25 protein-coding genes are annotated in these 18,158 nt (G+C 53.7%); 1 reads left to right on the top strand and 24 read right to left on the bottom strand.

Going from position 1 to position 18,158, the window contains the following annotated elements:
* Positions 1-20: 20 nt before the first annotated feature.
* From L975_RS01535 to L975_RS01425, 24 genes are all read right to left on the bottom strand, one after another.
* Positions 21-1,109 carry a phage late control D family protein gene (locus L975_RS01535; protein ID WP_047706788.1) on the bottom strand — a complete coding sequence of 363 codons (1,089 nt, stop codon included), beginning with the start codon at positions 1,107-1,109 and terminating at the stop codon, positions 21-23.
* On the bottom strand, positions 1,106-1,570 hold the full coding sequence (locus L975_RS01530; RefSeq protein ID WP_047706786.1) for a phage tail protein: 465 nt from the start codon (positions 1,568-1,570) through the stop codon (positions 1,106-1,108). The genes L975_RS01535 and L975_RS01530 overlap by 4 nt, the downstream gene beginning before the upstream one ends.
* Positions 1,570-4,254 (bottom strand): phage tail tape measure protein, encoded by a 2,685-nt coding sequence (locus tag L975_RS01525; RefSeq protein ID WP_047706857.1) that lies wholly within the window; start codon positions 4,252-4,254, stop codon positions 1,570-1,572. Before L975_RS01525 ends, L975_RS01530 begins: the two co-directional genes overlap by 1 nt.
* Positions 4,247-4,366: a GpE family phage tail protein gene (locus L975_RS01520; RefSeq protein WP_010864463.1), complete on the bottom strand. Its 120-nt coding sequence runs from the start codon at positions 4,364-4,366 to the stop codon at positions 4,247-4,249. Before L975_RS01520 ends, L975_RS01525 begins: the two co-directional genes overlap by 8 nt.
* A gap of 14 nt (positions 4,367-4,380) precedes the next feature.
* Positions 4,381-4,692, bottom strand: a complete 312-nt coding sequence (locus L975_RS01515) for a phage tail assembly protein (protein WP_052181197.1) — start codon at positions 4,690-4,692, stop codon at positions 4,381-4,383.
* A 93-nt stretch (positions 4,693-4,785) separates the two neighbouring features.
* Complete coding sequence (locus L975_RS01510) at positions 4,786-5,301, bottom strand: phage major tail tube protein (protein WP_047706785.1); 516 nt, start codon at positions 5,299-5,301, stop codon at positions 4,786-4,788.
* Positions 5,302-5,312: 11 nt separating this feature from the next.
* Positions 5,313-6,485, bottom strand: a complete 1,173-nt coding sequence (locus L975_RS01505) for a phage tail sheath protein (RefSeq protein ID WP_047706783.1) — start codon at positions 6,483-6,485, stop codon at positions 5,313-5,315.
* Between the two features lie 103 nt (positions 6,486-6,588).
* Complete coding sequence (locus L975_RS01500) at positions 6,589-6,978, bottom strand: tail fiber assembly protein (RefSeq protein WP_047706781.1); 390 nt, start codon at positions 6,976-6,978, stop codon at positions 6,589-6,591.
* On the bottom strand, positions 6,978-8,306 hold the full coding sequence (locus L975_RS17455) for a phage tail protein (protein WP_072032997.1): 1,329 nt from the start codon (positions 8,304-8,306) through the stop codon (positions 6,978-6,980). Before L975_RS17455 ends, L975_RS01500 begins: the two co-directional genes overlap by 1 nt.
* Positions 8,296-8,913, bottom strand: coding sequence for a phage tail protein I (locus L975_RS01490; RefSeq protein WP_047706779.1), 618 nt, complete (start codon positions 8,911-8,913; stop codon positions 8,296-8,298). The genes L975_RS17455 and L975_RS01490 overlap by 11 nt, the downstream gene beginning before the upstream one ends.
* On the bottom strand, positions 8,906-9,814 hold the full coding sequence (locus tag L975_RS01485; protein ID WP_010864470.1) for a baseplate assembly protein: 909 nt from the start codon (positions 9,812-9,814) through the stop codon (positions 8,906-8,908). Before L975_RS01485 ends, L975_RS01490 begins: the two co-directional genes overlap by 8 nt.
* Positions 9,814-10,146, bottom strand: a complete 333-nt coding sequence (locus L975_RS01480; RefSeq protein ID WP_036770538.1) for a GPW/gp25 family protein — start codon at positions 10,144-10,146, stop codon at positions 9,814-9,816. Before L975_RS01480 ends, L975_RS01485 begins: the two co-directional genes overlap by 1 nt.
* A gap of 11 nt (positions 10,147-10,157) precedes the next feature.
* Positions 10,158-10,718 (bottom strand): phage baseplate assembly protein V, encoded by a 561-nt coding sequence (locus L975_RS01475; protein WP_047706777.1) that lies wholly within the window; start codon positions 10,716-10,718, stop codon positions 10,158-10,160.
* An 80-nt stretch (positions 10,719-10,798) separates the two neighbouring features.
* Positions 10,799-11,263, bottom strand: a complete 465-nt coding sequence (locus L975_RS01470) for a phage virion morphogenesis protein (protein ID WP_052181189.1) — start codon at positions 11,261-11,263, stop codon at positions 10,799-10,801.
* Positions 11,238-11,672 carry a phage tail protein gene (locus L975_RS01465; protein ID WP_052181188.1) on the bottom strand — a complete coding sequence of 145 codons (435 nt, stop codon included), beginning with the start codon at positions 11,670-11,672 and terminating at the stop codon, positions 11,238-11,240. Before L975_RS01465 ends, L975_RS01470 begins: the two co-directional genes overlap by 26 nt.
* Complete coding sequence (lysC, locus tag L975_RS18395) at positions 11,635-11,880, bottom strand: Rz1-like lysis system protein LysC (RefSeq protein WP_230400765.1); 246 nt, start codon at positions 11,878-11,880, stop codon at positions 11,635-11,637. Before lysC ends, L975_RS01465 begins: the two co-directional genes overlap by 38 nt.
* The gene (gene lysB / locus L975_RS18535; protein WP_047706773.1) at positions 11,762-12,196 is read right to left on the bottom strand and encodes an Rz-like lysis system protein LysB; all 435 of its coding nucleotides are present in this window, start codon (positions 12,194-12,196) and stop codon (positions 11,762-11,764) included. The genes lysC and lysB overlap by 119 nt, the downstream gene beginning before the upstream one ends.
* Entirely contained in the window at positions 12,197-12,709 is a 513-nt protein-coding gene (locus tag L975_RS01455) for a lysozyme (protein WP_047706771.1), read from the bottom strand.
* Positions 12,690-12,905: an HP1 family phage holin gene (locus L975_RS01450; protein ID WP_010864477.1), complete on the bottom strand. Its 216-nt coding sequence runs from the start codon at positions 12,903-12,905 to the stop codon at positions 12,690-12,692. Before L975_RS01450 ends, L975_RS01455 begins: the two co-directional genes overlap by 20 nt.
* Positions 12,906-12,908: 3 nt before the next feature.
* Positions 12,909-13,112, bottom strand: a complete 204-nt coding sequence (locus tag L975_RS01445; protein ID WP_036769950.1) for a tail protein X — start codon at positions 13,110-13,112, stop codon at positions 12,909-12,911.
* The gene (locus L975_RS01440) at positions 13,112-13,576 is read right to left on the bottom strand and encodes a head completion/stabilization protein (protein ID WP_010864479.1); all 465 of its coding nucleotides are present in this window, start codon (positions 13,574-13,576) and stop codon (positions 13,112-13,114) included. The genes L975_RS01445 and L975_RS01440 overlap by 1 nt, the downstream gene beginning before the upstream one ends.
* A gap of 95 nt (positions 13,577-13,671) precedes the next feature.
* Positions 13,672-14,331, bottom strand: a complete 660-nt coding sequence (locus L975_RS01435; RefSeq protein ID WP_047706768.1) for a terminase endonuclease subunit — start codon at positions 14,329-14,331, stop codon at positions 13,672-13,674.
* A gap of 2 nt (positions 14,332-14,333) precedes the next feature.
* On the bottom strand, positions 14,334-15,401 hold the full coding sequence (locus L975_RS01430) for a phage major capsid protein, P2 family (RefSeq protein WP_039045789.1): 1,068 nt from the start codon (positions 15,399-15,401) through the stop codon (positions 14,334-14,336).
* A gap of 15 nt (positions 15,402-15,416) precedes the next feature.
* On the bottom strand, positions 15,417-16,244 hold the full coding sequence (locus L975_RS01425; protein ID WP_047706766.1) for a GPO family capsid scaffolding protein: 828 nt from the start codon (positions 16,242-16,244) through the stop codon (positions 15,417-15,419).
* Between the two features lie 144 nt (positions 16,245-16,388).
* Here L975_RS01425 and L975_RS01420 point away from each other — a divergent pair, with 144 nt between their 5' ends.
* Entirely contained in the window at positions 16,389-18,155 is a 1,767-nt protein-coding gene (locus L975_RS01420; RefSeq protein WP_047706765.1) for a terminase ATPase subunit family protein, read from the top strand.
* Positions 18,156-18,158 lie beyond the last annotated feature (3 nt).

The following is an 18,158-nucleotide window of genomic DNA, read 5'->3' as shown; positions in this document are numbered from 1 at the left end:
CAACCCAAAATGGAACAGTTTTACTCCATGCTCAAATCATCAATCTTTACCTCAAGCTCTAAAGTATTCGTGTAGCCGCTCTCGTTTAATGAATGGGTCACCGTAGTCAGCAGCCAATCAGCTGCGTCAATTTCAGCTTTAAACCCGTTCACTTTAACCGGCATCTCCGGATACAGGTCTGCTCGCCCTCGAGCTAAATCGATTGTGAATGTGGCAACCCCCCGCTGCAGCTTTTGCCATGCAGCCTTTGCAGCACGTTCAGCATTACCTTTGTTGGCATAGGTATGCCCCAACACCAACACGTTGCCTTCCGTTCCCATCAGGTATTCACCTTGCTTGGCTTCCGGCTCTTTCGGCTTTGAGGTTCGGCGCTTACGCTTAACGGCAACTTGCTCTTTCTTTTTTGGCTCGCGCGTATTGAGCCAATTCGCCGTTACACCGGTATATGCGCCTCTGTCGGCCAATCCAAACCGATGCCCATCACCTTTGGCGCGTGTAATGGTTACAGCAGGAATAGGCTTACCGCTGGCGGTTCTCCCTTGCCCTTGGCGGATAAATAACAGCTTTCCACCTTTGACTGAGGCTATCGCCCCTTCCTGTTTTGCTAGTCGTGTTAAAAAGCTGCCGTCTGACTCATTGGTTTGATCCACATGATTGATGTGAGTCTTTGCCATTTCACTATCCAGTGCGACTTCCAGCTTATTGCGCTTGGCAATGGTGGTCACAATGTCGCCCAGCGTAACGTCGTGGTATGACGCATCCCGCTGGATATTCAGCGTGTCACGAAAATCGGCACTTCTTGCCGTAATTCTTAACACGTCCGGCGCACCAGAGTGCTCTATCTCATCAACCGTAAAACGTCCCTTTGGGGTCAACGCTTGCCCTTTCCAGCCTAACGCCAGCGTGAGGCCAACGCCTCGGCGCGGTAATTTCAGTGCACCATCAGCGTCATCCAGTTCAATATCCAACTGGTCAGCCTCAAAACCGCGATTGTCTGTCAGGGTCAGTGACTTCAACCGTTTTTCAATTTTGGTGGTAATGTCCTGACCCTCCATGGTCAGACTAAATGCTGGGGTGTTCTCCTGCCCCTCAAGCCAATCCAGAGTCATGACAACATCCCGCCTATCGCACTGCTCACGTTATCTTTCATTTGGCCCAGCTGGTCGGCCAAGTCACCAAACATATCTGTCAGCGATTCATCCACTCGCTTTAACGAAATGGTGAAATCAATCTGACGTGCCGAGCCATCACTAAAAAAGACTTTCTTTGTCTGGTTGATACTCTCGATCACGTACATGCCGTAAATCGTCCCTGCGCCGTCGAGCAACGACCACGCTTTGCCGGTATCCGCCATTTGTTCCAGCGTCAGCATAGAGAAACGGCCACCGGTTAATGAGGGGAAAAGAGTACCGGTCAGCGTTATCGCGTCAGTGTCCGGCCCCAAGAACTGCGAGGACTGACGGCGACCAATGCGGCTATTCGTCGCATGACGCCATGCTTTTTGTTGTTGCAGTTCTTGGTACGGCACCGTTTTCAACATGAAAACGAATAGCCCCAGAGACAACATCATTAGAACATCTCCCGATCACTAAACTGGCTACGCGCACGGGCTTGCAGCTTGCGGTCACGTTCATCCATCGCCTGCATGACGATGCGTGCAATGTCTTGCGGTGACTGATTGGCTGCCGCGTGAATATGAATTTCTGTTTTACCCGCACTGACTACCGGCGCCGCATTCTGTTTCACAGACACCGTTGATGATGTTCGGTATTCCGCCGCCGGTAAGCTCATGGGATGCAATGGCGCAGCCGCTGCAGGCACTGCCGCACTCATTCCCAGCGCGGCTACTGCCGCCATGACTGCCGTTTGTTTGCGACCGGTCACTCTGGCTGGCCCATTAACCAACTCCGGCCCACGTTCACCGACAATGCCAAACTGACCCGACGGGATATATCCACCGGCGTCGAACAGCCCTGCAAAGCCCCACCCTGATTTTTGCTGCGTCACTTTGGGCATCACTTGCGCAGCAGCGGCTGGCACTGATGCGTTATCCGATTTCATCCAATCAGGTAAATAGCTGGATAGAGAGGTCAGTTTCGCTTTCAGGGTTTCCCACTTCTCATTGATGCCAGCAAGCAAGCTATCAATCATGCCTCGCCCTGCTTCGACAAACTGCGCGGGTAATGCCTTCGCCCCCGCCACAATCTCATCCCATTTGGTTGAGATAAATCGGGTGATCGCGTCCCATGTTTGCTGCGTCCACTGGGTAATGCTGGCCCAGAGCGCCTTTATCTTTGGCCCCAAGGTGTCCCAGTTCTGCCAGATGTAAATTGCAGCGATAGCAATCGCCGCCAACACGGCCAATATCGGGTTAGTTAACATGGCACGCCCCAGCCACAACATCGCCGAGCCAACAAAACGCACGCCTTTAGCCAAGCCGCCCAGCATGCCGATGATGCTGGGCAGTTTTACGCCAACCATTGCAAAGCCCAGACGCATCACAGCCATCGGGCCAATAATGGCTGCAACTGCCACCGCGATTGACCCCATGACAATCAACAACACAGAAAGGCCCGCCGCTGTTTTCATCAGCACCCCAGCCAAACGCGGGTTTTCTTCGACAAAACGTCGAAATGCACCGGTAGCCTGCTTCGCCAGAGTGATGATCTCCATCAACGGATCCCGCAGAGACTGACCCAGAGAAGAGAAGGTGTTATTGACCCCTGTTTTCAGCAGCAGATATTGCGACGATAACGAGTTCTTATCGATATCAGACTCACGTTGCATGGAGCCTTTCGCGCCGGCCTTTTGGGTTAAGTCCAGCTGACGAATAAATTCATCAATGTTTAGCCCTAGCTTCTGTGCATCATCGCCGAACTCTTTACCAAACAGCTGCGTCATCACGCTAAGCTGCTTCTCTTTCGACAACCCTTTAATCCGGCCCAGCACATCCTTGATGGTCGCCACCGCATTATTGGCAATGCCTTTTTCTAGTTGAGTCGCATTCAGGCCAAGGCTTTTCATCCCGTCACTGAATCGCTGGCTCTGCATTGATGCGATACCCAGCTCACGCACCATGGCCTTACTTGCCGATGCTGCCACTTCGGGAGCCGCCCCGAGAGACAAGAACGTAGACCCCAATGCAGCCGCCTGCTTGTAGTCCATCTTGTCGGCAATATCCCCCATCCGTTGCATCACATTGATGATGTCTGCGCCTTTGGATTGGGCGTTGTCATCCAGATAGTTGAGGGTGTCGCCCAAGTCTTCGATGTTCCTCATCGGGATTTTGTAGAGAAACGCGATTTTCCCAAGGTCTTCGGCCAGTTGGTCTGCGGGCATTTCAAACGCCTTGGACGCTTTGGCCGATACCGCGGCAAAGCTCAGTAGGTCTTTTTTCTGTTTGTCCCACGGGTCTTTGTCATTGGCGACGCCCATTCGGGCACCACCTTCAACTAAGGCCGCTATATCCATGGCACCGTTTGCCATCGGCAATGTTTCACTCAGGCGCTGGATCTCCTTTTGCATCTCCTGATATTTGGCTGTTCGACCGCCGTTATCATCCAGCAAACCATTGACCTGCTTGGCGACGCCTTTCATGGCATCTTCCATTGCGCTGTAGCTTTTCACGGCATTGAATACCGGCATCCCCATCGCGATCCCCGCCCCCATAGAGGACGCGCCAGCACCGGCAATCCGATCACGCACTTCTAGTGTTTTGCTGTATTGCGCCTTGGCCTCGGCCATTTTTCGCTGCCGTTCGCCCACGCGCTTTAACATGCGCTCTTGCTCTTTGAGCTTGGCGTTATACCGCTCGGTTTCAGACGCTATCCGCGCCGTGGCTTGTTCACCATCTTTGGCCGATATTCCCATGCGGTATAGCTCTGCGCGGGTTTTCCCCATCTGCAGTACACCATCCCGCTGCTTTGCCTCCAACTTGCTGACCGCTCGCCACTGGTCTTCCAGTGCCTTGGTCTGCTTCTTGGTGGTGCTGTCGAGTTGAGATAACTCGCGGGTCATCATCTGCGCTTTCAGTCGGGCTTGCTCCAGCTCGCTGCCGGTCTGCTTGACCGCCCGAGAAAGGGCGTTAAATGATGTGAGTTTTTGACCGGCCTGCTCTAGCCGTTTGAGTTCATCGCGGGAGTTTTTTACATCAGCGGCCAGCGCACGGGTGCTGGCCTGAGCTTGTTTGAATGGGCGGGTTAGCTTTTCGACGGCAGAGAGCACTACCTGCAAACGCAAATTTCTATCACTCATCATTAGCACCACTGCGCAAAATCGCCCGATGCCGCCACTCCAGTAATTCAGGCAATGACATGTCGTCAGTGACGGCAGGTGACCAGTGAAAGACCGTGGCAATATCTGCCATCAGGTCTTCTACCATTAAGCTGTCTGGATATCGGACTTCACCCGATTCGGCAGCAAAAAAAGCACCACCTCCGTACTCAACGAAATGAGGTCAGCCGGATCCATTGTCATGACTTCGGCACGGGTCAGGGATGGCGTCGTGACCCGTGGCAGCACCAGTGTCATGTAGTCCACGTCCATTTCCATCAAGGCTTGTAAGCGACAGCCTCGCAACGCACCGGACTGAGGCTTACGCACCACAACGTGCGTGATGGTTTGGTTACCACGCTGAATCGGGGTATCCAGCTCGACGGTCTTTTGGGTTACTTCACCGCTGGCAATATCCATGGTGATTGGGGTTTCTTGGGTTGGTGTAGTCATACGTGTTCCTATTGAAATTGATATGGCGCGGCCCGTGCCGCGCACTGTGAGACAGTCAGATTAGAGGCCGATAGCGGTGCGGTGTGCTTCCAACAAATCGACGCCATTCGCGCGCTCAATCATGTTGATAGTGTCGATTTCAATCAGCTCTTCACCATTGATGGTCAGCTTGTAGTAGGTCGGGGAAAAACTGATTTTGGTGGTTGAGCTATCACCCTGCTTGTTGTCACCACCGTCGATCTCTTTGTGACGACCACGAACAACTACCTCAACGGCCATCACTTCGGCGGTATCATCACGTTGAATTGAGCCGGTAAAGCGCAGCTGAACCGCGTCGGCCTTGGCCGCGCCCCACTGTCTGAACACCAGAATTTCCGTACCGCCGAGCGTGAACTCACAGGCCAGTGCGTCATCATCCAGACCCAAATCAATGTCTGCCGCGCCTGACATACCGCCGCCGCGATATTTTTCAAACTTGCGGGTCAGCTTTGGCAAGGTGAAGGACTCAACAATGCCCATCCAGTTTTCACCGTCATTGAACATGTTGAGGTATTTGAGTTTGCGAGGTAATGCCATCTGTAGCCCCCTTAACCTTTAACCTTGGATGCAAAATCCATCAGGTATTTATCCGTAATACGCTGGCGTAACATCAGGTTTTCCAGCGGTGGGACAGGGGTATAGTCGTAATCCAGTAACAACTTGCCTGCCTTGAGTGACTCTTTGGTATTAATGGCGGGATCTACCCAGCAGCGACCACCCAGCAAATACCCTTGCGATACCATCTCACGCAGTTTTGCGTTGATGCCTTCCACGATGTCGCGGACTAAAGATGGGGTCAGCGGCTTATCAATGGCCCACATATGGGCTTCGGCCATAGTGTCAGCCAGCACTTGGGCGGTACGGGTGTAACACTCAAAAGCAAACAGCGGGTCATCCGAGCAGCTGCGGGAACCCCAGAAGCGGAAACCGTTCTGGCGGATCAGCGTGGTCACATCGTTTTCGTTGAGTAGACCGGCATCAGTCGCAGGGTTTTGTAAATCCCAGAACACATCAGCAGACAGACCCGTTACCCCGTTGACGCCAACGTTAGACAGGGACTTATGCCAGCCAATCTCTTGGTCAATCTTGGCGCGTAAGCCTAACGCACGCGCAGTGGCAAAGGCGGTGGTATCTGCATTCGTGGTGGTATCCCACGAGACAAAATCCGGCCAAATCAGCATCAGCTCACGTTGGCTAAAGTTCTTACGGTAGGCGATCACTTCTTCAACGGTTTTGCAGCCGTATGCACTGGCATAGACAAACCCGCGCAGCGATTGGGCAATTGCAGTCAGCTCGGTCGTCACTGCTTTCACATCGTGCCCCGGCACACCCAGAATGCGCGGTTTTACGCCCAACTGAGCTTGCGCAGCCAGCAAGGCTTTCATGCCGGTTTTCTTACCTTCGTCAGTCACGCCGCCGATAATATTGGATGTAGTTTCGTCTTCGGTTTCGCCCTGCTGAACACGCACCACCACGGCAACCGGCGAACTCTGGTCAGCAATAGCATCTAACGCGCTCGCCAGCGTGCCTGTCTTACCGGCTTTGCCTTGCGCGGTTACAACGTCGGTAATTAGAACGGGTTTATTCAGGGGGAATGCGGTGCTATCCGCATCATCGCCAGTACACACCATCCCAATGATGGCGGTACTGACAGTTCGGATGGTGCGCGTGCCCTCGTTGATTTCTTGGACACGGACACCGTGGTGATAATCTTGCGCCATAAAGCGGATCTCCGGTTAAGGTGTTCCGCTATGGTGAAAGGATAGAGAAAATGCTGCACTTCGTTACCGTTGTGTCGCTGATGACACAATGGCCCCGCACAAATTAGGCGTCTGGCGGGGTCGGCCAGTCGATCTCCGGTGCGGTTGATGTGTCCACAGCCTGCAGTGCAGTGATGTAGTTCATCCACGCAATAAGTGATGCTTTATCGGTATCGGAAATCATGCCAAGTTGGAGCTGGGTTTGCCAAAGGCTGATGTGCTGCTTTGCATTTTCTATACGAGCCGACTTTTCTGTTTCAGCCTGTGCAATTAACTCATCTGGATGAATAACAATACTCGGCGGCTGAAACTCACCCTCACTAAAAATCCAACCTATATCAGCAATGTCAGTTGTTACTGCGACTAAACCATCAGGCGGTGACCATTCTCCATCGCCTGACCATTCGATGACATTCTCTACCATACCGTCTGCATTTATTAATGCATATCGCATTATGAGTACTCCCATACCACGCAAAAACCGCCTGCTCCACGGCCACCAAGAGTAGGCAAATTAGCATTCAATCCGTTGTTACATGAACCTGAACCGCCCGCACCATATGATTTAGCATCCATTCCAGGACTATTTGTGCCTATATTGTTACCGCCATGACCGAAATAGCTATAACCACCATTACCGCTAAGCGCTTGGCCTGTAGATGAAATAATGAATCCTCCGAACCCCGGACCACCTACAGCAGCATGTATCGCTAACGCTAACGGTGATAACGTAGGGATCAACTCATTATTGACAGCATTTTGGGCGAACATTGGCGGAGTACCCGTTATACACATCCCTCCAGCTCCACCGGGAGCAATAGCATACTCACCAAATAATGAGTTGCCGCCATTGCCTCCCCGTTGATTGATGCTTCCACCACCAGGAGCACCACCAGAACCAATGGTCACGTTAACGGACAGCTCATCTGTAATATTGTTGACCTTAAACTTTATGTAACATGCGGCAGCACCACCACCGCCAATGCTGACTTGGCCGGGGGGCGTTGTTGATGCGCCACCGCCACCGCCACCGCCGCCGATGAGTTCAACAACGATTGTTTTAGTCCCCGAAGTTGGGCGATAAACGCCAGATGTGGAGAACAACCTAACGTTTAGTAATCTACCGAGCTTACACTCGTTGAGGCTCTTGCCTATACTCTCTGAAAATTTCGGGTCGTTATTAATAGCTGCAGCCACTTTACCCAAATCATTCAACGTCTCAGGAGCATTCGAGACTTTCGCATATTGCTTGTGCGGGTCATCAGCTTCGGCATGTAACTCCATGAGTTTGTCCGCATACTCACGCACCTCAATAACCTTATCATCCACATACTGACGCGTTGCCAGAACAACGGACGGGTCGATTTTCAAGGATACCGACTGCGTACTGCTGACAATCAAAATCACACGGATAGTTTGCGTTCTACCACTGCCCTCTTGCAGCTGCGGCTTGTACGTTTCTGGGCAGTTGGCAATGGCAACTAATGAGCCGTCTTTATCAAACAAGCCCACTTCACGGATCCACCAACCGCCCACGTCTTCGGGGATCACCTGCTCAGAAATAATCTGACTGTTGTTGAGCGGGTCAATCGTCAACAGGTTAATGGCCGCACGCCGACGCTCACCAATCAGTGCCGTTTGCGCAGGATTAGGAATCGGTAAGCCTCCGCCACCATCCCCCACAGCCATGTGCGTAATTTCCAGTTGAGTACCCAATGCGGTCGCGTTCGCCAGCTTGGCCGCGCCCAAATTGGTCAATATGGCAAAATACTTAGCCGCCATAACAAATCTCCAGCGAGTCAATTACATGCACTGCGCTGCCGGTATAAGTTTCACCGCCTACGCTGATGTGCTCAGGTAAATATGGGTAAATGGTCAGGGTATCCCCCAGATAACAGGCCGCCCCGACATGGGCATATCCCTGCACTTGCAGTTGAATTGACATGCCAGCCAAGTGACGGCTGCACGGCTTGGCATCCTCAATCAATCGCTCCAATTCGTGGTAGGTATCTTCCGTGATCCCGCTGTCTTGCACGCCGATATCCAGCCGAAACGTCCCTGGCGGTTCGTTCGTTTGCCACCATTCAATAATGCGAATGAGATAACCAAACGGCTCGACCACACGCCGGATAGCACCAAGCGTGCCTTTGTGTTTGTGGATATAGAATGCGTCTTTCACCACTTGCCGCTTGACCGACTCCGGCCAGCTCTCGTCCCAGCGGTCAACAGAGCGTGCCCATGCCAGATACGGCAGAAACTTCACCGGACAGGTATCCGGATCCCAGAGGTCACGCAGCGGCACGTTAAGGTCACTGATGCCCTGACAGGTCTTAGCCAGATTGCGTTCAAGCTCCGTTGAGCCGGTAGGTAATAGGGTTGGTTCACTCATCCGTACCCCCAACCGTCACGGCCCATTCCGTACAGTGCGCGGCCTGAGTTCTGTTCAGTACGATGTCTTGCGCCGGTTCGCTGATCACCACCCGCTGCACTCCCTCCACATGGAGCGCAGCGTAAATGGCAGATAGCCGAATATCTCGCCCAAGCCGACGCTGGGCGCTGATGTAGGTTTGTAAACGGGCCTTAGCGGCGGCCAAAATAGGTTCGGCCTCCGGCCCCGGATAGACGTAGAGCTGGGCAATAGTGCGATATGACACGATGCTGGCCGACTGCACGGTAAGCCGATCACTAACCGGCCGCACATTTTCATCATTCAAGGCATCGCGTACTTTCGTCAGTAAGGCTTCATCGGCTTGCCCATTACCGGTACGCGATAACACCGTGACCGTCACTTGGGCTGGCGCAGGACTAATGGCACTGGCATCAGCCACTTGCCCGTCAGCACTCAACGCATGAAACTCATAGGCCGCCGTTGGCCCCGCCACCGATAACCCCTCAAACGCTGCCGGTATGCGTACACGCAAATCGGCATCATCTTCCATAACCGCAGGGATAGGCGGCACGGTGCTGGTATCCTCCGGCGTCACCACCAAGCGGCGAACATTGTTATTCGCGGCCAACTGTTCTAAATCACTACTGCGTGCATACGCCACCATCACGGCTTGTGCCGCTTCATTGATGCGCTTACGTAGCAACAGCTCGCGGTAGGCGTTCTCCTGCAGGAGCTTAACGATCGGCTCTGACTCCATTTGCAACGTTCTGCGCATAGCGTCTTTGTCGTCTGGACGGCACAGGGAAATCAGGCGTTCTTTGCGCTCGGCCAGCAACACTTCAAAATCCAGCTCTTCAACGACATTGGGCATTGGAAGCTGTGACAAATCGACTGATGCCATTACGCATGCCCCTTGAGTGGTACGGATAAACTGGCAAACGTGCCGTCCGTCAGCACGCCGGTCAGCTCGGCGGCCATGGCTCCGTTCATGTCCGTTTTCATCTGGATACTTTGCAGTTGAACGCGCGGCTCCCAGCGCGTGATGGCACTGTAACTGGCAGCCATCAGCTGCAAGCGGAGTGCCGCATTTTGCGGCTGGTCGATTAACTCCGGCACAATCGAACCATACTCACGACGCGCAATACGGGTGCCAACGGGCGTTCCCAAGATATCCGCCATGGATTGGCGGATATGCTCCAGTTCGGTAATTCGCTGACCGGTACGCCGGTTCATGCCCAGATACTTCACTTTGGCCCTCCCGAATTGTCTTTCCCCGCCTGCACTTCGATATGGACGTGCTTATGCACAACAACGCCATTGGATGACATCGCCCCACCGCTCTGACTGACTTCGCCGTTAATCTGCGTGTGCTCGGCATCAATGGTTAGCTGCTTGGTGACAAGCTCCATGCTTTCTGCCGCAGCCATGCTTAGGCTCTTGATGCCGGATACCGACAAGTGCCCCGATTCCGGTTCATATTCAAAACGGGCACCATCAGGAAACGTCACGACCCAACCGTCTTGTGAGTTGGACGGTGGCGGGTTTTCATCGGAATAAATGGCCGGTAGGGCAAAAGCCGTGGTCAGCTCGCCGCCGATAGCCAACAGCAAAACTTGCTCACCGGCAGAAGGTTTCCACCACGTACGTGATGCTCCCGCACGCATGGTCAGCCACGGGATCCAATCGGTTTTCAATTCGCCACTGGCAACCCGACACAACCATTTGTCCGCATCAACATCGGTAATGACGCCGGTGCGTATCATGTTGCGCAGTAGCCGCAGCAGTTCAGTTAATTGAGTGTTCATGAGGGGTAGCGTGCCATCAGGTCGATAGCACGCGCATTAGGTGGGCGTTGTATGGTTTACCGCACAATGGCGATGGGGAATTACTGGCTCAGATGGTTAATCAGTTCATCACCGACCCGAGCCACATCGGCTTCGGTCACGCCGAGCAGCTGACGTTGCGGATACTTGATGCTACCCCGTTTACCAAGCCGCTCACGCAAACCGTATTGGTGAACTCTAGCGATGTCATTGACGCGGCTATTACTGAAACTGACCTCGGCCACATCCGGCGTGGCTTTGGCTTTGAGATACCGCGCGGTGCGGATTTTGCGAAACATCTTGCGGCTGATGCGCCCCTTCTTCATCCGCTTTTGCGGTTTTCGGGCCTCATAGGCCGAGCCATCAGGATTTTGCTGTTTTTGGATCCGTTGCTGCTGTGATTGACGCAAGTCACGCGCCCATTTGGCCGTCAGCTTGCGCCGCTGGGCGGGACTAACCTGCTCCAGTAACCCTGCCATCCACGCTTCAAGCTGGATAAAGTCACGCACGGCTCCACCCCAATTCATCTGGATCGGCTGGGGATGGTTCGCCGACGGCCTCAACCACCAGTTTTCCGTTTTGCTCGCTGACTATCACGCGCTCAGTCAGCATCAAATCAATGCTGATATCGCAGGACGTATTGTTGAGAATGTCGGCCTCAAACGTCAGCGCCCGTTCGCGCATCTCCGGATTGTTCAGCACATCGGGCTGGTTCTCTCGTAGCCACGCCACTATCGGTGCCATGAGTAAGTTTTGGTTACCCGAAAAGTTCATCACGATCACGTTGAGCGTATAGCGATACTCAAAGGAAAAAGACGTGGCCAACGTAGAAACAATGCTGCCATTATCAATAAACAGGCTCAGGTTCTCGGGGTTCTTTTCCAACGCTGGGACTTTTTCACAAAGAAATGTCCGTAATGATTCCGGCTTTTTCACGCTGGCGCTCCTGACAATCAACAATCATATCCACTTTGGCGGCACACGCCGCCCATGCTGCTACCGCAGTATCACCATCGTCACGCAGTTCACCGTTTGTTGTCGGCGCTGCCGCTGGCAGCTGACAACGGGTGATGCTGGGACAGGTACGCATGATAACCTGCAGCGCCGGTGATGGCTGGACGCTGTTGCAGCCGGATAATCCCAGCAGGCAAAGGAGTATCAGCCCAGCGTTTAAGCTCTGCATTTTCATTAATCAGCTCCTTAATCCGGTGATTTTTAGCCGCAACGCCTGCAGTTAACGCCTCAATTTGTTGCTGCAACGTAGCTTGGTATCGGTCATTCTCTTTGGCCGTTTCATTCAAGGTGATGATCTGCTGTTTTTTCTCTTCCACGGCCTGATTCAGTGCTGCGATGTCGCTGCGTAAATCTGTGACCGTTTGCTGGGCTTTATCCAAGCGCCAAGACTGGAGCAGCGCACCCAACAGCAACGCCACCACCATGATCCCCACGAATACCCGCATTCAATTAACCCCTCGCAGACAGTGGGCAAGCTCACGCTGGCGGCGGCTGACCAATCCAGCATTTTTAACCCCGCCCACATAGACCCAACGGGATAACTGCTGACATGCCTGTGACCAATTACGCTGATTGATAAAGTGGGCCAGTGTAGAACGACAAGCCGCAGAGGAGCCGACATTAAATCCCCAGCTCACCACTGCGTCATAAACCGGCTGCGGCATGGTCACAGGCATGCAGCGCGCTAAGGCCTTTTCCGTTCGTGCGACATCGGCCACCAAATTTTCAGCTACCTGCCGTTCAGTAACGGCACTCTTTGAGGTCACCCCTTCGGTATGGCCGATCCCGTTCGTCCACACCCCTGCACTACAGCGGTATGGTGTTAGGCGGCAGCCCTCAAAGTCGGCGATCAGTTTTAACCCCTCGTCAGATACCTTGAGTTGGTGATAGCCGGGCACCATGGCAACCAGTGCCAGAATCGCCCCGACCAGACAACGTTTAACGGTTGAGCTGTTCATAAATCCCCTTACTCAATGCATCAGACTTGTCTTTGAAAATCTGATAGGTCTTGCGCCGGTAGTACCAATTGACAAAGAACGTCCCGACGCCCAACACCGTACCGGTCAAAAAGGCTACGTCCTGCACGGTCAGCCCACCCAGCCATGCCAAAAAAAGGGCCAGCCCGTAGGACATGGCCGTGGTGATTTTTTCCATCCGTTAATCCCATAGCTGCACAGTTTGCGTGGTCGGCGTAGACACCACATCAGGCAGCTCGACCTCCATACCGTGCGGCAGGAACGGGCCGACATCTGCCAATGCGGGATTCGCCGCCAACACAATTTCAGTCATGCCCCGAGTGCGCCCGTAATAGCGCCAACACAGGGCATCCACGGTGTCATGTTGCATGGCTCTCACTCGCACTAAATCAGCTCCACCGTCATGTGTGCTCGCCCCTGCAAACGCTGGATAGCCCATTGCGCATCACGCCACAGCTCATCAATCACGGTCGCCATATCTTCGGCGCGTTTCCCCCCTGACTTGGTAGTGTCGATGTCTTGGTAACGCTCAGTCAGATTGGCTTTGATGCGGCTATACACGGCGCGCCGATACCAATAGGTCAATTCACTAAATCCACCGATGGTGGCGGCAGGGACATCAGCCAAGTTTGCAAAGCCCAAGCGCTGCTGTTGCTCCTTGTACAACGCCAGTTCGGCGTTGGTTTCACTCATTGCGGATAACGCCACTTCTTTGAGGCGCTCATTCGTCACCGAGCCATCGGTACGCATCGCCAAGCGGTAATGTTCCAGATCAACATCCGGCCAAAACGGGGTATTTTTGATAGTTTCCGCTTTGCCATCAGGCTGCTCAGGCGCAACAAACTCCATCCTGCATTCCTCTGAATTGGTAGGCGGTGGACGGGATTTTGATGCGGCATCTGCCTGTCGCCATCCCGTGCCGCCTCGCGCGTGGGCACGTTCTGTTATCCGTTGTTGGCGTTACGGGCAATTCGCTCCAGTTGCTCCATATCTTTTTTCACGCCACAGTTCTTATCGAACTGGAACGCCTGACTGATATGGGCATACGCCAACACCGGTTGATTGTTATCGCGCAGGCCATACGCCAAAATTTTATGGAGTTTGGCCCGTACTTGATCTGGCATATCGTGGGAGTCGGTCAGCGCCAATGTGCGCTGGATAAGGTCAACATCGACCGGCTGTTTGGACGCATAGGCATGAATGGTGGCATCGGCAATTTCTTCGGCTACGGCGCAGGCCGTCTGGCGGTTGTAGCGCTTTGGCATCACCAGACCATGCTTTAATGCATACTCGGCAATATCCAACGCCCCCGAAAAATCACCGGCATCCACACGCCAAATCATGATGTTCATCAGCACATCATCTTGTGCCCCTTTCCCCGTCGCCAATGCCCCAGCCACCCACGGCTGGTAATACGGTAAGAGTTCGCGTTTCAGTTCGGCCTTACGCACCGTGGACTGCACACGCTTGAGCCGACGCTGGTCTTCTTCCAGCTTGAGCAACATCTGGTTGTACGCCGATAGGTTTCGTAAGGTAGAGCCGCCCATTTGGGCGGACTCCTCAGCCTGAACACGCATTAAATGGCGTCGTGCAGGACTTGGCATGATCACGCCTCCGCAGCAGCCGGTTGTGATGCCGCCGCAACGAATGAGCCGACTTTGATGTTTTCGACTAACGCCACACAGCGGTAATCTTCCACCACGTAGGCTTCATTCACGGACTCTAGGTTTTCAATGCGATCACGTTTTGGATTGTCCAGAACGGAGCGGCGGCGCGTGTCTTCTTGCCAATAAATCGACAGGTTATCCAGACGGGTGATCATCAGCGCATTGGCTGGGAAGTATGGTGCGCGTACCGCTTGCAAACCGCCCATGCGTTTCTGGCTGATAATCATCTCAGCGGCCATGGCTTCGCTGTTGTCCTGCTCTTTGTTGACCAGGGGGAAATACTTGTCAGCAAGCAGTGCACGGCCACAAATCACCACCAGACCGTCGTCGTCCTGAAACACGGGGTCAATGATTTCATTCACGGCATCCATAACCAGTGCGTCCAGATTGGCGTAATCGCCCCCCTTGCCCACTTTGATAACCTTGGTCACCGAGCCATCATCGGCGGTGATGCCATCCATCACATGCGTTGGCGCATCGTTACGCACCTTCTGCAGCCAACCGATATTCACATCTTGCAGCATGGGGTTTTTCGCACGGTCAGAGGTTTTCGCGCGGGATGTCCCGTTGAAACCAATCATGATGCGGTCCAAGGCTTGGCGCTTGATAATGGCGTTACGGATCCGCAGCTGGAAGTCTTTAAACTTGGCCCACAAATCCAGCTTGGCGTACGGCAGCGCCGTATCGAAGTTGGTCTGTTCGCACTTGTATTCCACATCACTAAATGCGGTAGGGTCGGTCGGCTCACGCTCTTTGTCGTCGGTGTTGGTTGTCCCCGCGATACTGGTGCCGACGCCCAGCCCCAGCAACTGGCCGGACTGCTCAGACACAGGAACAACGTTAATCAGTGACAGGAATGCCGAGGATTGTTGGATCGCATCTTCCAGCGTCTGGTTCACCGACGGCGCAACCGTAAACTTTGAGGTCAGGTCACCGACATCAACGTCGTTCAGTTCGGCTAACCGCTGCAGGAAGGCGTTAAAGGCAAATTTGGTATTCTTTTTCATGTAGGTGCTGCTCCGTTAGCAGTTAGTTTGTTCTGACGGTGAATGGCTGCCACCGGTAGAGAATGGTCGGCGCTGTGAGCTGCTGTCTTCGGTATTCAGACGCGTGGTCAACTCATCAAGCTGTTGGCTGCAGGTTTCCAACTTGCTTTCCAGTTCATCCACTTTGGCAAGACTGGCGGACAGCTCAGTAACCTGCTTTGCCGTCTGCTGAACTTCGGACGCACACAGCTCAACGGCCTGATGCACATCGCTGAAACGGGCATCATCTGAGGTCTGTTTTTTATCGAACAACGCGCGAATGCGGGTAAACAGCGTGTTTTTATGGTCGGGCACGTCCTCAAACTCGATCACCGTTTCTTCGGCCACCGTGAACAGGTTGTGCGGACTGAGTTTGCGATTTGCCAGCGTACTTTCCCCTGTCGCACTAAAGCTCAGGCGTTGCGTCCCCAAACTGGCAGGGTCATCGGTCACCGCAAGGCCAACGAGGTACGCAGACCCCAAATCAGCGAACTCCGGATCAACCTCCATAGAGGTGTAAACCTTCTGCCCTTTCTTGCTGAGTTCGACCAGCTCCGGCGTCGGTGCGATTTCGGCATACAGCGCCATGCGGCCAGCCAGTGCGCCGTCTTGGATCTCTTCGGCAAACAGTCCAGTGACATCGCCATAGCGACCGAAGGAGCCGTCCGGAGAGTAGGATTTGATGTGCTCGACGTTAACCCGCGCGCCATAAACCTCGGGGTCATAATTTTCGGCCATCTGGGTAAGCCATTCGCGCAGGATTTTGCGACCGTCGGTCGTCGCCCCTTCAACCCCAATGCGAAAACGCTTTGATTTTGTTGCCATCTGTCAGGCTCCATTCGTGAAAACGTATCTTGAGCCACTATGTTTGCGGGGATGGGGGTAGTGAGACAACGCGCGGGAATTGTGGGAGCACTGACACAATGAGCGCCAGCGGTGCAGCGTGACGCAGGTCGGTAATCTGGCCGTATGAATACGACACCGGTAAATACTGACTTTGATCCCCGTCGTCAGGCCATGTTCCTGTACTTTCAGGGGTTACGCATCGCCCGCATTGCAGAAATGCTGGGAGAGAAGCCTGCAACCGTACACAGTTGGAAAAAGCGTGACAAGTGGGGCGACATTGGCCCACTCGACCAAATGCAGCTGACCACTGCGGCACGCTACTGCCAGCTGATTATGAAGGAGCAGAAAGAAGGGAAAGACTTCAAAGAGATTGACCTGCTGGCCCGTCAGGCCGAACGCCACGCACGTATTGGTAAATTTAACAACGGCGGCAACGAAGCCGACCTGAACCCTAAAATTCGCAGCCGTAACAGCGGCGAACGTCGCCAACCCGAGAAAAACGTTTTCAGTGAAGAGCAACTGGAAAAACTGCAGCAGCTTTTCCACGACAACTTATTCGGTTATCAGAAAAACTGGTTTAACGCCGGTAACCAACACCGGATCCGGAACTTGCTCAAGTCCCGACAGATTGGTGCCACGTATTACTTTGCCCGTGAGGCACTGATTGATGCGCTAACAACGGGGCGTAATCAGATTTTTCTCAGCGCCTCCAAGGCGCAGGCGCATGTGTTCAAGCAGTACATCATTGAGTTTGCCCGTGAAGTGGATGTGGAGCTGAAAGGCGACCCGATGACACTGGGCAACGGCGCATGCTTGTACTTCCTTGGTACCAATGCCCGTACCGCGCAGAGTTATCACGGCAATCTGTACCTTGATGAATATTTCTGGATCCCGAAATTTCAGGAGCTGCGCAAAGTTGCCTCCGGTATGGCGCTGCACAAAAAATGGCGTCAAACCTACTTTTCTACCCCATCCAGCCTAACCCACAGTGCGTACCCATTCTGGTCAGGGGCGCTGTTTAACCGTGGTCGCGCCAAGGCGGACAAAGTAGAAATTGACCTCAGCCACACCAATCTGGCGCGCGGGGTACTTTGCCCTGATGGTCAATATCGGCAAATCGTCACCGTTGAGGATGCCGTTAACGGCGGTTGTAACCTGTTTGACCTTGACCAGCTGCGTTTGGAGTACAGTCCACCGGAATACCAGAACCTGTTGATGTGTGAATTCATTGACGACTTGGCGTCCGTGTTCCCACTGTCCGACCTGCAAGCGTGCATGGTCGATAGTTGGGAAGTGTGGGATGACGTACAGCCACTGGCGCTGCGCCCATTTGGTTACAACCCAGTCTGGATTGGCTATGACCCCGCCAAGGGCACATCAAACGGTGATAGCGCCGGTTGTGTCGTGATTGCCCCACCGCCGGTGCCGGGCGGTAAGTTCCGAATCCTTGAGCGTTTCCAGTGGCGTGGCATGGATTTCCGCGCACAGGCTGAATCTATCCGTAAGCTCACTGAAACCTACAACGTCACCTATATCGGCATTGACTCAACCGGTATCGGCCACGGCGTGTATGAAAACGTGAAAGCGTTTTTCCCTGCCGTGCGTGAGTTCGTTTACAACCCGAACGTGAAAAACGAACTGGTACTGAAAGCCTATGACGTTATCAGCCACCGCCGTCTGGAGTTCGATGCCGGACACACCGACATTGCCCAATCGTTTATGGCTATCCGTAAATCCGTCACGGCCAGCGGTAGCCGCCCAACCTATGAAGCCAGCCGCAGCGAAGAGGCCAGTCACGCAGACTTAGCGTGGGCAACGATGCACGCCTTACACAATGAGCCGCTGGAAGGCATGACCACCTCCAACACCAATATCGTGGAGATTTACTAAACC

It is taken from the genome of Plesiomonas sp. ZOR0011, from assembly GCF_000800945.1.
Taxonomy (GTDB): Bacteria; Pseudomonadota; Gammaproteobacteria; order Enterobacterales; family CAMTGL01; genus Plesiomonas; species Plesiomonas shigelloides.
Note: the sequence above shows the minus strand (reverse complement) of the source record. Positions and strands in the feature narration are given on the sequence as shown.

Bases quoted from the DNA above. Each gene is read 5' to 3' on its own strand.
- L975_RS01535 (WP_047706788.1), bottom strand. From the start codon at position 1,109: ATGACTCTGGATTGGCTTGAGGGGCAGGAGAACACCCCAGCATTTAGT.
- L975_RS01530 (WP_047706786.1), bottom strand. From the start codon at position 1,570: ATGATGTTGTCTCTGGGGCTATTCGTTTTCATGTTGAAAACGGTGCCG.
- L975_RS01525 (WP_047706857.1), bottom strand. From the start codon at position 4,254: ATGAGTGATAGAAATTTGCGTTTGCAGGTAGTGCTCTCTGCCGTCGAA.
- L975_RS01520 (WP_010864463.1), bottom strand. From the start codon at position 4,366: ATGGCAGATATTGCCACGGTCTTTCACTGGTCACCTGCCGTCACTGAC.
- L975_RS01515 (WP_052181197.1), bottom strand. From the start codon at position 4,692: ATGGATATTGCCAGCGGTGAAGTAACCCAAAAGACCGTCGAGCTGGAT.
- L975_RS01510 (WP_047706785.1), bottom strand. From the start codon at position 5,301: ATGGCATTACCTCGCAAACTCAAATACCTCAACATGTTCAATGACGGT.
- L975_RS01505 (WP_047706783.1), bottom strand. From the start codon at position 6,485: ATGGCGCAAGATTATCACCACGGTGTCCGTGTCCAAGAAATCAACGAG.
- L975_RS01500 (WP_047706781.1), bottom strand. From the start codon at position 6,978: ATGCGATATGCATTAATAAATGCAGACGGTATGGTAGAGAATGTCATC.
- L975_RS17455 (WP_072032997.1), bottom strand. From the start codon at position 8,306: ATGGCGGCTAAGTATTTTGCCATATTGACCAATTTGGGCGCGGCCAAG.
- L975_RS01490 (WP_047706779.1), bottom strand. From the start codon at position 8,913: ATGAGTGAACCAACCCTATTACCTACCGGCTCAACGGAGCTTGAACGC.
- L975_RS01485 (WP_010864470.1), bottom strand. From the start codon at position 9,814: ATGGCATCAGTCGATTTGTCACAGCTTCCAATGCCCAATGTCGTTGAA.
- L975_RS01480 (WP_036770538.1), bottom strand. From the start codon at position 10,146: ATGAACCGGCGTACCGGTCAGCGAATTACCGAACTGGAGCATATCCGC.
- L975_RS01475 (WP_047706777.1), bottom strand. From the start codon at position 10,718: ATGAACACTCAATTAACTGAACTGCTGCGGCTACTGCGCAACATGATA.
- L975_RS01470 (WP_052181189.1), bottom strand. From the start codon at position 11,263: ATGAATTGGGGTGGAGCCGTGCGTGACTTTATCCAGCTTGAAGCGTGG.
- lysB (WP_047706773.1), bottom strand. From the start codon at position 12,196: ATGCGGGTATTCGTGGGGATCATGGTGGTGGCGTTGCTGTTGGGTGCG.
- L975_RS01455 (WP_047706771.1), bottom strand. From the start codon at position 12,709: ATGAACAGCTCAACCGTTAAACGTTGTCTGGTCGGGGCGATTCTGGCA.
- L975_RS01450 (WP_010864477.1), bottom strand. From the start codon at position 12,905: ATGGAAAAAATCACCACGGCCATGTCCTACGGGCTGGCCCTTTTTTTG.
- L975_RS01440 (WP_010864479.1), bottom strand. From the start codon at position 13,576: ATGGAGTTTGTTGCGCCTGAGCAGCCTGATGGCAAAGCGGAAACTATC.
- L975_RS01435 (WP_047706768.1), bottom strand. From the start codon at position 14,331: ATGCCAAGTCCTGCACGACGCCATTTAATGCGTGTTCAGGCTGAGGAG.
- L975_RS01430 (WP_039045789.1), bottom strand. From the start codon at position 15,401: ATGAAAAAGAATACCAAATTTGCCTTTAACGCCTTCCTGCAGCGGTTA.
- L975_RS01425 (WP_047706766.1), bottom strand. From the start codon at position 16,244: ATGGCAACAAAATCAAAGCGTTTTCGCATTGGGGTTGAAGGGGCGACG.
- L975_RS01420 (WP_047706765.1), top strand. From the start codon at position 16,389: ATGAATACGACACCGGTAAATACTGACTTTGATCCCCGTCGTCAGGCC.